This window comes from Collinsella aerofaciens (assembly GCF_040910245.1).
Lineage (GTDB): Bacteria > Actinomycetota > Coriobacteriia > Coriobacteriales > Coriobacteriaceae > Collinsella.
This window is the reverse complement of the sequence record NZ_JBDGAY010000014.1, coordinates 18588-32178: the sequence shown is the minus strand read 5'-3', so window position 1 is coordinate 32178 and position 13591 is coordinate 18588. Positions and strand designations below refer to the sequence as shown.

At 59.8% G+C, this 13591-nt stretch carries 16 protein-coding genes; 9 read left to right on the top strand and 7 right to left on the bottom strand.

Going from position 1 to position 13591, the window contains the following annotated elements:
• The first annotated feature begins 61 nt into the window (after positions 1 to 61).
• Complete coding sequence (locus tag AB5Z20_RS06230) at positions 62 to 622, top strand: DMT family transporter (protein ID WP_368156691.1); 561 nt, start codon at positions 62 to 64, stop codon at positions 620 to 622.
• Positions 580 to 996, top strand: coding sequence for an EamA family transporter (locus AB5Z20_RS06225; protein ID WP_368156704.1), 417 nt, complete (start codon positions 580 to 582; stop codon positions 994 to 996). The genes AB5Z20_RS06230 and AB5Z20_RS06225 overlap by 43 nt, the downstream gene beginning before the upstream one ends.
• 189 nt (positions 997 to 1185) lie before the next feature.
• Here AB5Z20_RS06225 and AB5Z20_RS06220 read toward each other — a convergent pair whose 3' ends face one another.
• The 4 genes from AB5Z20_RS06220 to AB5Z20_RS06205 all read right to left on the bottom strand — a co-directional run bounded on the left by AB5Z20_RS06220 (position 1186) and on the right by AB5Z20_RS06205 (position 4690).
• Positions 1186 to 2289: a GGDEF domain-containing protein gene (locus AB5Z20_RS06220; protein WP_368156690.1), complete on the bottom strand. Its 1104-nt coding sequence runs from the start codon at positions 2287 to 2289 to the stop codon at positions 1186 to 1188.
• Positions 2290 to 2518: 229 nt separating this feature from the next.
• Positions 2519 to 3541 (bottom strand): 2-keto-3-deoxygluconate permease, encoded by a 1023-nt coding sequence (locus tag AB5Z20_RS06215; protein ID WP_343006570.1) that lies wholly within the window; start codon positions 3539 to 3541, stop codon positions 2519 to 2521.
• A 143-nt stretch (positions 3542 to 3684) separates the two neighbouring features.
• A complete protein-coding gene (locus AB5Z20_RS06210; RefSeq protein WP_117821266.1) occupies positions 3685 to 4008 on the bottom strand; it encodes an AzlD domain-containing protein in 324 nt (107 codons plus the stop codon).
• The gene (locus tag AB5Z20_RS06205; protein WP_343006571.1) at positions 3998 to 4690 is read right to left on the bottom strand and encodes an AzlC family ABC transporter permease; all 693 of its coding nucleotides are present in this window, start codon (positions 4688 to 4690) and stop codon (positions 3998 to 4000) included. The genes AB5Z20_RS06210 and AB5Z20_RS06205 overlap by 11 nt, the downstream gene beginning before the upstream one ends.
• Positions 4691 to 4817: 127 nt before the next feature.
• Here AB5Z20_RS06205 and AB5Z20_RS06200 point away from each other — a divergent pair, with 127 nt between their 5' ends.
• Positions 4818 to 5630 (top strand): HD domain-containing protein, encoded by an 813-nt coding sequence (locus tag AB5Z20_RS06200; RefSeq protein WP_343006572.1) that lies wholly within the window; start codon positions 4818 to 4820, stop codon positions 5628 to 5630.
• On the opposite strand, the gene AB5Z20_RS06195 is transcribed toward AB5Z20_RS06200, so the two are convergent.
• From AB5Z20_RS06195 to AB5Z20_RS06185, 3 genes are read right to left on the bottom strand one after another with little or no spacing between them, the layout of a single operon-like run.
• Positions 5627 to 6832: an electron transfer flavoprotein subunit alpha gene (locus AB5Z20_RS06195; RefSeq protein WP_343006573.1), complete on the bottom strand. Its 1206-nt coding sequence runs from the start codon at positions 6830 to 6832 to the stop codon at positions 5627 to 5629. The two genes, AB5Z20_RS06200 and AB5Z20_RS06195, sit on opposite strands and share 4 nt — an antisense overlap.
• Positions 6833 to 7648, bottom strand: coding sequence for an electron transfer flavoprotein subunit beta/FixA family protein (locus AB5Z20_RS06190; protein ID WP_343006574.1), 816 nt, complete (start codon positions 7646 to 7648; stop codon positions 6833 to 6835).
• A 2-nt stretch (positions 7649 to 7650) separates the two neighbouring features.
• Positions 7651 to 9252, bottom strand: coding sequence for an FAD-binding oxidoreductase (locus AB5Z20_RS06185; protein ID WP_343006575.1), 1602 nt, complete (start codon positions 9250 to 9252; stop codon positions 7651 to 7653).
• 346 nt (positions 9253 to 9598) lie between these two features.
• Between AB5Z20_RS06185 and AB5Z20_RS06180 the strand changes: the two genes are divergently transcribed.
• From AB5Z20_RS06180 to AB5Z20_RS06155, 6 genes are all read left to right on the top strand, one after another.
• Positions 9599 to 9895 (top strand): hypothetical protein, encoded by a 297-nt coding sequence (locus AB5Z20_RS06180; protein ID WP_271748673.1) that lies wholly within the window; start codon positions 9599 to 9601, stop codon positions 9893 to 9895.
• Positions 9892 to 10401: a hypothetical protein gene (locus AB5Z20_RS06175; protein WP_368156689.1), complete on the top strand. Its 510-nt coding sequence runs from the start codon at positions 9892 to 9894 to the stop codon at positions 10399 to 10401. The genes AB5Z20_RS06180 and AB5Z20_RS06175 overlap by 4 nt, the downstream gene beginning before the upstream one ends.
• Before the next feature lie 87 nt (positions 10402 to 10488).
• The gene (locus AB5Z20_RS06170; RefSeq protein WP_368156688.1) at positions 10489 to 11091 is read left to right on the top strand and encodes a hypothetical protein; all 603 of its coding nucleotides are present in this window, start codon (positions 10489 to 10491) and stop codon (positions 11089 to 11091) included.
• Positions 11072 to 11332 (top strand): hypothetical protein, encoded by a 261-nt coding sequence (locus AB5Z20_RS06165; RefSeq protein WP_368156687.1) that lies wholly within the window; start codon positions 11072 to 11074, stop codon positions 11330 to 11332. Before AB5Z20_RS06170 ends, AB5Z20_RS06165 begins: the two co-directional genes overlap by 20 nt.
• Before the next feature lie 39 nt (positions 11333 to 11371).
• Entirely contained in the window at positions 11372 to 12772 is a 1401-nt protein-coding gene (locus AB5Z20_RS06160; RefSeq protein WP_368156686.1) for a hypothetical protein, read from the top strand.
• Between the two features lie 89 nt (positions 12773 to 12861).
• Positions 12862 to 13578, top strand: coding sequence for a DUF554 domain-containing protein (locus tag AB5Z20_RS06155; protein ID WP_368156685.1), 717 nt, complete (start codon positions 12862 to 12864; stop codon positions 13576 to 13578).
• The last annotated feature ends 13 nt before the right edge of the window (positions 13579 to 13591 follow it).

Below are 13591 nucleotides of genomic sequence, written 5' to 3'. Positions count from 1 at the left end.
CCCGCCACCGACACATCAGGTGGCGGGTTCTTTTTTGCTTCGCGCATGTAGGAAGGACATCATGGAAAGCCGCAAGCCGTATCTCGCCACCCTGCCCGGACTCATCCTGGGCTGTCTCGTTTGCTGCGCGCTCTGGGGCTCCGCCTTCCCCTGCATCAAGATCGGCTACGGCCTCTTTGGCATTCCCGCGCACGACAGCGCCTCTCAGCTGCTCTTCGCGGGTCTGCGCTTCACGCTTGCCGGCATGCTGGTCATTGTTGGCATGAGCGTGGCCCAGCGCCGCCCGCTCGTTCCGCAAGCGCGTGATATCAAGCCCATCTGCATCTTGTCGCTCTTCCAGACCATCGGCCAGTACTTCTTTTTCTACCTTGGTCTCTCCCGTGCAAGCGCCATGTCGAGCTCCATCATCGAGGCCAGCGCCAACTTCCTAGCCATCCTCTTTGCCGCCCTGGCGTTTCGCACCGAAAAGCTCGATGCGGCCAAGGTGCTTGGCTGCGTGCTGGGCTTTGCCGGTGTCGGCTCGTCAACCTTTCGGGCGCGGACGGCACCTTTGGCTTTGCGCTCGACGGCGAGGGCTTTATCCTGGCCTCCACCGTCGCGGGTGCCCTTTCGACCTGCCTGATCGGCATCTTCTCGCGTGAGCACGACGGCGTCTTGCTTGCCGGGTGGCAGTTCTTGGTCGGCGGCCTGGTCCTTACCGCCATCGGCTTTTTGATGGGTGGCGCGCTCTCCCCCACGGCGATTGCCCCCGCCATCGCGCTCATCATCTACATGGCGCTTATCTCCGCGGTCGCCTACTCGCTGTGGTCGCGCCTGCTTGCCGTCAACCCCGTCAGCCGCGTCTCGGTCTTTGGTTTTATGAACCCCGTCTTTGGTGTGCTGCTGAGCGCGCTGCTGCTCGGCGAGGACGCTGGCACGAGCCCCGTTACCGTCATCGTTGCCCTGCTGTTGGTCTGCGGTGGCATCATCATCGTCAACAAACCCAAAAAAGCCTAGCGAGCTCACCTTTTTAGAGAGGGCGTTCGCACACTTCAGCTTAATGGAGTGCACTGGCTCTCGTTGATTTCGTACCGAGCCGCGGCGGCAGACGCTCGTCTTGCCGTACCGCGCCTGGGCGTTATGGCCGGTGGCCCCCGCAAACGCAAAAAGGGCGCACGACCATCGCAACGGTCGTGCGCCCTTTTTCTAGCGTATCTGGACGCCGGCTTTCTTTTTCTCGGCCTTGACGCGGTAGAGCTCCGCATCGGCAGCGCGAAGCAAGTCTTGCCAGGTATCGACACCATCACCGACCCGTGCATAGCCGATGGACATCCGCAACAGATACGGCACCTCGGCACGAGCGAGCTCGTCGTTAATCGCCGAACACAGGTCTATGATGTCCTGTTCCGCCGCTGCCTTCTGGAGCACCACGAACTCATCGCCGCCATAACGTGCGATAAAACCACCAGACGCCGAGCAGACCTCTTTGAGCGTAGCAGATATGACCTGGAGAGCATGGTCGCCCTCCACATGTCCATACCGGTCGTTAATCTGTTTAAAGCCGTCGGCGTCCATCATAAGCAGATACACATCTTCGGCCTGATCCACATTTGAGAAGAGCGACAGCATATAGGTCTCAAAACGGTTGCGATTGTTAAGGCCAGTCAACGGGTCGGTCGAGATCAGCTGCTCCTGGTAGATGATGTAGAGCAGCAGGATACTCAGCGTTATACCGACGCAAAGGCCCGGTACCGAAAACAAAACCTGGAAGGTACCGCCCACCAGAGCGGGAACCGCAAAAAAGGCGAGGGTGCGATAAATGGCCTTCTTTTGCAGACTTTCGACTTTTCGAGTCTGAATAAAGGCATGCAAAGACGTATATATGATGTAGCAGTAGCTAACGATAGGTTGAATCATATAAAGCGCTCCGCGACGATATACGCCCTGTGTATCGATATAGAACATAGCGTGCGTCCAGTAGCTGGTAAATGCCAGCACGACCACCAATACGGTTGGCAACGTCACGAGCGCCACCCTATAGCGCGCGGTCAAAAGGCGAGAGCCCTGCACTGTCTCGGAATAGAAAAACCAAATGAGGCACGCGATGGCGAACAGCGAAAACGAGACCGCGTTGGAAATCCAGTTGGCCGTGATGCCTACAGGAGTGCTCACGCCGTCCGAGAGCGTCCAGATCATATCGAAGAAAATGTAGGCAGCAGACGTGTAGCCCAGCATGCTAAACAGAAGCTGTTGGGTGCTCGAGAACAAGGAGCGGCGGCTTCGTGCGGCAAGCCCGATAAGAACAATCATGCATAGCAGGAATATCTCAATTTTGAGTGCCTTAACCACTAGACGCCATCCCTTCAATATCCAAGTGGTCAGAATCGCCCGATTCGTGTCTGGACAATAAACACCCCCTACTCCGCAGGGGTAAGGGGAATAATAGCAGAGCGCCCGAACGTCACTGCAAGACAGCTTTCGTTCGGGCGCTCAAACGGCGCGAATTGCACACGCCGGCTTGATTGACTCGCGTCGACGATTACTCGCCGTCGATGTCGGTCGCGACGGCCTCCTCAATAGCCTCGACGCCTTCGACCGACAGGTCCTCTTTGCCGTGGCAAAACTTCTTGTCGACCCAGCCGGTCAGAATCGGAGCCATGATTGCCGTGATGATAACGGCGGTGGCGATCTGAGCGTACGCGGTGGGCGCAAGCTCGGCGTAGCGCGGTGCGACCTCGGCGAGGGCGACCGGCGTGGTCATGGCCGTGCCGGCGATAGTGGAGCAGGCAACGGCCGCCTTACCGTTACCACCGCACAGGCGCTCGAACGCAAAGGTGATGGGACCGACGATAAAGAGCGTGATGAGGCCCAGCAGGATGCCCGAAATACCGCCGGCGATAAAGCTCGAAAGGCTCATGGATGCACCGAGCTGAAAACCGATGACAGCGATCGCGGGATTGGCGCCGGGGACCAGCAGGTTCTTGATGAACGGGAAGAGGTTGCCCAGAACCATGCCGATAACAAGCGGCAGGATGGATCCGATGATGGTGCCGACGGGGATGTTGGCGAGACCCGAGACACCGAGGATGATCATGGTGACGGCGGGGCCGGCCGTAAAGAACAGGATACCGACGGCGCCCTGCTCGGACTCGTCGCCAAACTCGCCCATGATGCCCGTATAGAGCGCCATGTTGCAAAACGTAATGCCGCCGATGACAGACACGGAGCTCAGGCCCAGGAAGTTGTCGTTAAAGAAATATGCCACACCCAAGCCAAGGGCGGCCGCAACAACAAGCTTGGGGATCAGTACGACGATGCCGGTCTTGATAGCGCCCGGCGTGGACTTAAAGCTGATGCCGGCACCCACGAAGAGCAGGATCGCAGCGACGATGGTATTGGAGCCGCCACGGCAGGCAGCCGTAAAGAAGCCGCCGATCTCAAAGACCTGCGGACAGAAAGTGTTGAGCAAAAGGCCAACAATCATGGGATAGATCATGATGTCGCCCGGGATACGCGGTACCTTGAATTTCTTTTGCTCGTTGGCGGTCGCTTCCTGTGCCATGAAACCCCCATTTCCGCTGACGCAGAACAAAAGCCCACGTCACGCTTTGCTACAGTAAAGTTTGACCATGGTACCAGAAGAAGCAGACCGGCTCGGTGAGAAATTCGATTCGTTGGGCCGGGACGCTAAACGCGCCCTTGCTTTTATACAAGGCTCAAAACGATATAGAACACGATGCCCGAGACGCAGCACCACAACATCGACTTTGTCTTGATTGCCACCGCCACGACACCGGCAGCCGCAATCCAGGGAATCAAGCCCTGCCACAAGCCGGCGTCGAAAGCGCCAGGGCTTATCAAATCGTTAGCGACCAGCGCCGCAAAGGCGGCGGGCGGAATATAACCCAAGGCCTCGGTAACGCGGGGCGACAGCGTTCTCCCGCGCAAGGCAAACGCCGGGGCAATGCGGAAAAACGCGATAGCCGCCCATGACGACAGCCACAGGACCAAAAACTCATTAACGGGCATCGCGAGCGCCCCTTCCTTCGGCGAAAGCATCGCACGCAAGCGCCGCGGCAACACCGACGAGCACGCTTGCCGGCACGGCGATATTCGTCCACCCCAAGAACTTGCATATGGCGACAGACACCGCAGCCATAACGGCAGCCACGACATTGCCGCGCGACAGTCGCTGCGAAAAGAGCAGGCAGATAAAGAGCGAGGTGCAGACAAAGCCAGCAATAGCGGTGGGGACATCGACAACGGCGCCTACAACGGCGCCCATCGTGCACGAAACGCCCCATGTCGCGATGAGGATCGCGTTGAGCGCAAAGGACTCGCGCGGGCCCCAATCCTCCCCTTCAACCAACTTGGCAAGCGAGATGCCATATGCCTCCTCGGTAAGCGTCGCGGCAACAGCCAGCGTCTGACGCTTCGAGGCACCCCTCAGATGGGGCGCGATTGATGCCGAATAAAGTGCAAAGCGCGAGGAGATTGCGGCCACACTTGCGACAATCGATGCCGCAGGCACACCTGCCAGCCACAGGTTGCAGACCATAAACTGGCCGCTGCCCGTCACGAACGTGCTGCTCAGAGCAAAAACCATCCAGGGCTCCATCCCCGTCTGCGCCATAATCATTCCGCACGGCGCGCCTATCGCAACATAGGTAAGCATCACCGGCCAGACGGTTTTAACGATTTTGAGCACCATAGCGTTCCTCGTCCCGACAAGATTTCCGAGCCGCATTCAACGACGCGGCAGAATCATCGCCCGGTGGCAACCGAGTTCACCTACAATTGCCACCGGATCGAAAGACACAGCTTTTTAGGAAGTCATTATGACAGCTATCGATCGGGGCCGGGCGACCGCGGCCTTCAAACGCTATACCGATGCTTACGATGCCGCCAATCCACGTATCGCGCTCAAAATCGAGCATACGTACCACGTTGCCGAGGCATGCGATGCCGTGGCGCGCGAGCAGAGCTGGTCGACAGAGGATATTGACCTGGCCTGGCTTTGCGGCCTGTTACACGATATGGGACGCTTTGAACAGTTGCGGCGCTGGGACACCTTTAAGGACGCCGAGAGTATGAGCCACGCAGCGTTGGGCGTCGGGGTCCTCTTTGGCGAGAACCCCGCCGATGCGCCCGCCGTAACGAGCATCCGCGACTTTATCGATGATCCGGCAGAAGATGAGCTCATCCGCGCGAGCATCGCCTATCACAGCGACTTTCGCCTGCCGGCACAACTCGACGAGCGTACACGGCGCTTCTGCGATATCGTGCGCGATGGCGACAAGATCGACATTATGCGCACCATCGCCGACAGCACCGTCGACACTATCCTCAAGGTTGATGAGGACGCATTTCTCGCCAGCCGGTTCTCGACACCGGCTCTCGCCGCCTTTGACGAGCGCCGCTGCGTCGCACGCGATGAACGCAACGAGCCCGCAGACTACCTGGTGGGACTCATCTGCTTTATGTTTGAGCTCGTCTATCCAGCGAGCCGCGCGCTAGCGCGCGAGCAGGGCGATATCTACCGCCTGCTCGACGCACCCTTTGGCATTACGCACCCCTTTACCGATCCCGCCACGCAAGCGACCTGGGAGCGCCTAAAGAACGAGATACGCGACTGGCTGGCGCGCGCCTAGCGCTCAAGCTGGGCCAGCAGCTCCTCGACGACCTCGACGGCATCACCGACAACCTTGTACTGGGCAGCACCAAAGATGGGGGCATCCGGGTCCTCGTTGATGGCGATAATGCACTCCGCCCCACCGATGCCGGCAAGATGCTGGATGGCGCCCGAAACACCGATACTCACGAGAAGCTTGGGCGAAACCGATACGCCCGTCTGGCCAATCTGATGGCGATACTCCAACCAGCCGGCCTCCACGACAGGTCGCGTGCAGCCAAGCTCGGCTCCCAGAGCCTCAGCGAGCCTTCGCATCAGCGGCAGGTTTTTCTTAGAACCAATGCCGCGACCCACCACGACCAGGCGCTCGGCATCGGCAATTGATGCCTGCTGCCCCCACTCCTCGGCGGGAATCGAGATCTCGACACGAGCCTTAGCATCATCCGCAAGTGATATCTGGGTGATCGTGCCGGAGCGGCCGTAGTCAAAGTCGGACGCTTTAAAGATGCCGGGACGCACCGTTGCCATCTGGGGACGATGATTGGGACAGATAATGGTGGCCATCAAGTTGCCGCCAAACGCCGGACGCGTCTGTTGCAGCAGCCCCGTCTCCGTATCCATCGAAAGCACGGTGCAGTCGGCCGTAAGGCCCGTCTGCAGGCGCACGGCAACGCCAGGCGCCAGCTCGCGGCCAAAGGCGGTCGCACCGTACAGAATGGCTTCGGGCTTACGCTCGGCTACCAAATCGCAGATGAGACACGCGTAGACCTCCACGTCGTTCTGACGCAGGCGCTCGTCACGACAGACCAGAACATCGTCCGCGCCGGCGCAAACCAGATGCTCCAGGTCCTTGAGCGAGCTCTCGGGGCTCATGCCGGCCAATGCCACCAGACGGCATCCACGAGCATCGGCAAGCTCGCGGCCCTTGCCCATGAGCTCATAGGCAACGGGAGTCACCGTATCGTGCTCGTCGGTCTGAACGAATACCCAGATATCTCGATATGCATCAAGGTCCACCGCGCCAGCGGCCTCGTCACGCTCGATCGAGATGGCGTTGACGGGGCAGGCATCGACGCACCCACCGCATAGGATGCAGCCGTCGGTTACGCGGGCGCAACGGTTGGGCCGCTCGCCTTCCACTACGATGCCGCCCGAGGCACAGGCGCGAACGCAGCGACCGCAGCCGATACAGGCTTCGCTATCGATAATCAGTCCGCTCATCTATGCCATCCCCTCGATGATCTTGGCAAGTTTTGCCGCCTGCTCGGACGCCGTTCCGTCAACGGTCTCGCACGTTTGGTCGCGGTCGGGCACAAACGATCGCATGACCTGTGTCGGCGAGCCGGCAAGGCCGCAGCGCGCGGGGTCGGCGTTCACGTCGGCAGCGTTGACCACGCGCACGTCCGCCTCCTCGGCTGCACGAATACCGGCAATGCTCGGCATACGCAGTTGGCCAATCTCCTTGGCGGTCGTCATCGCGCACGGCATCTCAAGATAGACCGTCTCCTCGCCGGCATCGCAGCCGTGAACAAGCGCCAGTGAACCACAGGTCGTAAAGCCCGCGCTCTGCACGCAGCTCACGTCGGTCACGCAGGGAATCTCAAAGGCACCGGCAAGCTCGGGACCAATCTGGGCCGTATCGCCGTCCACCGCCATCTTGCCGCAGATGAGCAGGTCGAAGTCCTCGTCGAGTGCCTCGATGCCGCACTTGAGGGCATAGGTGGTTGCCAGGGTATCGGCACCTGCAAAGGCGCGATCGGTTAGCAGCAGTGCGTCATCGGCGCCTCGGGCGATGCAGTCGCGCAATAGCGATTCGGTCGCGGGGATGCCCATCGACACCACCGTTACGCGCACATCCATGCCAAAGCCGATAAAGTCGTCCTTCAGCGCCAGCGCGCATTCCAAAGCGCTCGCATCGAACGGGTTAATGACCGCCTGCTTGCCATCGCGAACAATCGTATTGGTCTTGGGGTCCATCTTGACCTCGGTGCTTCCCGGCACCGCCTTGACGCACACCACCATATGGAAATCGCTCATCTTCACGCGCCCCCTTTCTGGACGAGCTCATCCAAGAGCTTCTCCGAAAACAGGTTACCGCGACCCAGCTGCCCGGCAGGATCGAGCTGGAGCTTGAGCCGCGCCGACTCGACCATGGCCTCGTGACCGTACATCGTCTCCAAGAAGCCCGCCTTGATCTTGCCGACACCGTGTTCGGCGGAGACGGCGCCGCCCATGGCCGTGACCTCGGAAGCCCACTGGGCAAAGAGTTCTCCGCCGCGGCGGTGATCCTGCGCATCGCGCGGCAGAATATTCACATGCAGATGGTTGTTACCGATGTGCCCCCAGGCGGCAGATTCAAGCCCACTTTCGGCCAACGTGCTGCGATAAAGGTCGATGACATCGGCCAAGCGCGCGTTGGGCACCGACATGTCCGAACCCAGTTTGGTGATGGTGGGATCCGTGCGGCGACGCTCATCGATGAGCATGTTGACGCTCTCGGGCACCGCATGGCGGAAGAATCGCTGGCACTCGCGATCGACCTCGGTGCGCGCGACCCATGTCGCATCGTCGCTGCCGCCCGCAAGCTCTAGCACCCACCCCAAGTGATACAGCTCCTCAGTCGCCTGGGCTTCGTCGTCGCAGTCGAGCTCCACGTAGACACAGACCTTGGCGTCTTTGTCGAGCGCCGGCAGCGAGGCGAACGCAGTCGACTGCTCACGCTGACGACGCAGGATATCCAGGGCGCCCGCATCGAAATATTCGATGGCAGCCGCGTGGGACAGGACGGGACGCACGGAATCGGTGAAGGACACGGCCTTGTCTTCGTTGTCAAAGAAGCAGCTCACGCCCCAAACGACCGCAGGCGCCGCCTGTAGGGCAATCTCGAGCTCGGTGATGACGCCGAGCGTGCCACACGCACCGATAAACAGATCGATGGCATCCATATCGTCAGCAACGAAATAGCCCGAAGCATTTTTGGTCTTGGGCATAGTGTAGTCGGGAAGGTCGAGCTCGAGCGTGCGGCCCTGCACCGTGACGAGCGAAAGGCGACGACCCTGTGCAAAAACCTCGCCACGGTGAAGCTCGAGCAGGTCGCCATCGGTCAGCGCGACATGAAGGCCCGTGACGTGAGGGCGCATGGGGCCGTAAGCGTAGCTACGGGCACCGGAAGCGTTGCATGCCGCCATACCGCCCAGGCAGGCAGATGCCTCGGTGGGATCGGTAGGAAAGAATTGCTCGGAAGCTTCCTGGAATTCCTCGTAGACCTCAAGCGATGCCTGGTCCCAGCCGGCAGTCGGCAGAACTTTCTTGCCCAGTTGCTTGCGCAGCTCAGACAGCACGACGCCGGGCGCCACACGCAAAAGAAAGCGGCCCTTCTCATCGCGGCGAATGCCTAGGTAGCGATTCATGCGGGAAGTATTGAGAATGTGACCGCCATGGGGCACGGCGCCGGCGGCAAGACCGGTCCGGGCGCCCTGAACCGTCACCGGGACACGCTCGGCATGGAGCTTTTTCAAAATGGCGCGTACCTCGTCCTCCGTTGTCGGAAACGAGATGCTCGAGGCCTCGCCCGATGTGCGAGACTCATCGCGGCCATACTCTTCGAACTCGTCGGTGAAGGGTTTGATGGTTGCCGACACGCGAACTCCCCCTTTAGCTAACTACAGTGTTTGCAGGGAGATGTTACCGCATCGTTTCGTCGACGTGTTCGAGACCGTCTCCATAATTGGCGATTTTTACGTTCGTGCAATTCGGCGAGCGGCAAGGTTTCCTCGGCAGACGATGCTTTTGACACATGTCGCTTTACCGCCAGCGACCACGCAATTGTCGCTCGAAAAAAGTTGAAGTAATTTTTACCATCTTTTACCTGCGGAGATGTCAATCCGTCAAGCATTTGGTCAGAAATTGGTCAAGTAGTGACTGATACGGTCGGCATCGACAGCCAAAACCAATGGAAGTTTTGGCCCCAGAAGCAGGGAGGTTCCCATGGCATATTACTGGCCCCAGTACGGCGTCGCCATCGAGGTCGACGACGATCCCTATCTCCTGCCTTTCGACGAAGAGGCGTTCCCCGATACGGCGGTCTACCACGTCACCACCGATGTTATCTGCGACCCCGAGTCGTTCTCGGCGCTCGCCCACCACATCGCGCGTATCCACAACATCGAGCTTCCTCACGACTTCGACGAGCTCATCTACTCGCGCCGCCTGATGCTCCACATGCTCTTTGGAGCGGACCCGTCCACATTCGCACGCGTCTACACCACCAAGGACGCCGCATGAGTGCGAAGAAGCCGTCCCGCCTTGCAGGACTGGGGTGTCGCAAGAAACTCGTCGTTGTCTGCCTGGCTATCGTCTGCGCCCTCATCGCCGTAGGGCTATACGCCTGGCAGTCGCAGCCCGTGCCCGAAGCGGGCGCCTCGGTCACGACGGCAGAGGGTAAATCGCGCCAAGAAATCCAGAATGAGCTCGACGCCATCGTCCGCGACAACATGATGACGATCTCGGTCGCGCCGGTCGCACAGTTGCAGAAAGGCGGCAAGTTGCGCGTCAACGTGCAAAACGTCCAAGACAACAAGTTTCCCCAGCGCTTCCGCGTGATCCAAAACGACGAGACCATCTATGAGTCTGGTGTGGTCGAAGCCGGCAAGACGGTTGAGACCTGCCCCGCCGGCGATATCCAAGAAGGCGAGGCATATATCGAGATTCAGGCACTCGATGCCAAGACCTACGACACCCACGGCAATCCGACGCGCGTCAAAGTGCGGGTGGCCCAGGCAGAAAGCTAGTGGCCGACGCGCTCGCAGGGGCAGCACCCTGCCCCCATTCGTCCAACCATCACGGAAACAGTCCGTGACGAGCAGAAAGGATCGATTATGAACACACCCATGAACCTGAGCGGAGCCAGGGCACTCGCCGTGGGCGCAGGGCTTACGCTCGCACTTGCGATGGGCGCCGCGCCAACGGCGGCCATGGCAGAGGTGCGCGTTGGAACCACCGATGTGACAGTGAAGGCCGACATTAGCAATGTTTCGTTTAAGGCGCCGACGGTCATCCCCTTTGCCGCCCAAGCCGACGGAACGCTTGTAGGACCCTCCGACAAGACGATTACCATCGACAACCTCTCGGCATATGGCATCCACGTCACTAACATGAAGGTCACGGCCAAGAACGACTGGACAATCGTTGCAGACGCAAAAACGGGCTCGGCCCAGAACTCCATCGATTTTAAGGTTGGCCCCGATAAGGCAGAAAAGGACGCCAGCTCGGCGACTCAAACTACGGGCCTCGATCTTTCCAAAGACGTAAGCTTCGACATGAAGTACAAGGGCATTGCCGATGGAACGGACAAAATCAAGCTCAATGTGAGCGGCCACGTCGCCCGCGTCACGCGTGACATCTACCACGCCGGCGGTACGGGAGATCAAGTGGCAAGCATCACCTGGACGGTCGAGCCCGGTGCGCACGCCACGTCCTAAGGCGATCGCACTGGCCGCCATCGTCGGCATCTTGGCGTCCGCACCCACCATGGCCTTTGCTCAACAAGAGCAAGCGCAGGCGGCCACAGAAGTGACCGTCGACCTTTCGGGCCTTAATCGCGGCGGCCGTCACGAGCCGCTCGCTCAGACGAGCGACACCCGGCAACTCATTGCGACAGGCGCCGCCACGGTGGGAGCAGGACTGACGTGCCTTGGCCTGCACATCAAACGCAACCAATAGCCAAGCACGACCGGAGTACGCGAATTAGATAGGAGAACCATGGCACCCAAAAACCTTTTGCCCGTTGCCGCGCTCTGCAGCGCACTGGCGAGCGGTATGCCTCTCGCCGCTTGGGCGACGCCCGCCACGGCAAACTCCTTACCGCAAGCTCTGAACCCCGTGGCGAATTCGTCGGGTATCGTCGCCTGCCAACGTTTTTCGCTCGCACGCGCCACGGTCCGAACCTCGGGATGCCTTCACCGCAATACGGTCGACTCGATAGTCGTGGATATCAAGCGACCGGACAAGGAGAACGGCCCCCAGACAGGTTATGCCATCTGCACATGGAAATCGGCTGCAGTCGACGCCGATGGCGACCCATGCGACCTAGAGCTGCGCATCGATATTGACTCGGTCGATGACTCGGCGAACGGGGCGAAGGTCGTCTTCGACAGCGCGGCCTATGAAGAAGAAGGGGGTGTATGCCTGGGCTGCGTTCCCTCGAATGTCGATGGCGCGCAGCCCATCATCTCCTTTACGGCATCGCTGCGACTGACCAAGGCGGACACCGAAGCCATCGCAACGGGAGATGCGCCTTTGCTGTTCTACGCTGGCGACGCGGATGACCAAGAAGCTCAAAGCAATGGACAGAAGGGCTCGCTTAACCTCACGCGCGGATCAGAACCCGCCCCCATCAACATCGACACCCAGGCGCAAGGCGTGCATCGCATTCTCGCCGATCCGGCGCTGCTCCAAATGACATGGCACGGAGTGGGGTCCGTCGGGATTGCTGCTCCCATATCGAGCGATAATGACAAATCCCCCAAAGACGAGGTCGCAGACGCACCGACGCATGTTGACGATGCAGACGAGGCATCATCAGAAGACAACGCCGCAGCCCCTCTCGAGAAGCCAGGCGACACCGCCACCGAACTAGGCGATCCCCAACCGAAAGACGGCCTGGAATTTGCCGCTCCCCCAGATGTCGACGAAGGCAACTGTTGCATGATGGTCGCGCTCGACCACGCGGAAACCGTCGATGCCGCAAGCATTGAGCCAGTCGCTGCCAATGCGCCCCGCCGCAAAAATATCCTCATCGCGTTCCCCAATACCGTCGAGCTCGTCTTTTTGCCTTCGGGTGAAGTCGTCGCGCCTACGGCACTTACAGCAGTGGGAGCAAGGAGCGCATCGAACGACATCCAAGCTATCTCGGCACTTGATGCCACAACGACCGCCAAGTTGCACCTTTATTCCGTTGCAGCAGACGGAACGCGAACCGAAGAATTCGACGGAACCAAGCTTTTGGTTCCTCGTCGCATCGGTATCCAAGAAGACTTCCCCTATCAAATGGAACTTGAAGGGTTCGATCGTGCACGAGATGCCGACATCATTGCCGCAGCCATCGAATCCCCGCAGCACCTCATGACGCTGCGCTTCGACTTTAGCCCCGTCCTATCCTAGACCGCTAACCGCCGCTTGGCTCGGATACTGAGCGCTCCCCTCCCCGTTCTGTTACGATTGCCGCGTTGGCATCAATTACAGGAGGGTTCATGCCGGGTTTAGGAACGATCATCAACGTCGCGCTTTTGATCGCGGGCGGTCTGCTGGGCCTCATGGGTGGGCGCTTCATTACGCCCCGCATCCAAGACACGCTCATGAAGGCGTCGGGGCTGTGCGTTCTGTTTATCGGCCTGGGCGGCACCATGCAAAAGATGCTCGTTATCGATGGAGAGACGTTGGCGACCACCGGCACCACCATGCTTATCGTCTCATTTGCCCTTGGTTCGCTCATCGGCGAGGCCATCAACCTGGAAGCCGCCATCGAGAACCTCGGCGAATGGCTCAAGCGCAAAACCGGCAGCGAAGGCGACAACGAGTTCACCAACGCCTTTGTCTCGACATCGCTCACCGTGTGTATCGGTGCCATGGCCATCGTAGGATCGATTCAGGACGGTCTGCTCGGCGACTGGTCCACGCTTGCCCTGAAGGGCGCGCTGGACTGCATCATCGTCTGCACCATGACGGCCTCGCTTGGCCGCGGCTGCATCTTCTCAGCCCTGCCCGTTGCCGTATTCCAGGGCACGATTACGCTTTTTGCCGGCGCACTCTCCCCTATCATGACCACCGCAGCCCTCAACAGCCTTTCGCTTGTGGGCTCCATGCTCATCTTCTGTGTTGGCGTTAACCTTATTCGGCCTCAGACCTTCCGCACGGCCAACATGCTCCCCTCCGTCGTCGTGGCGGTCATCTACGCCCTCCTGTTCTAAACTATCTGCATAG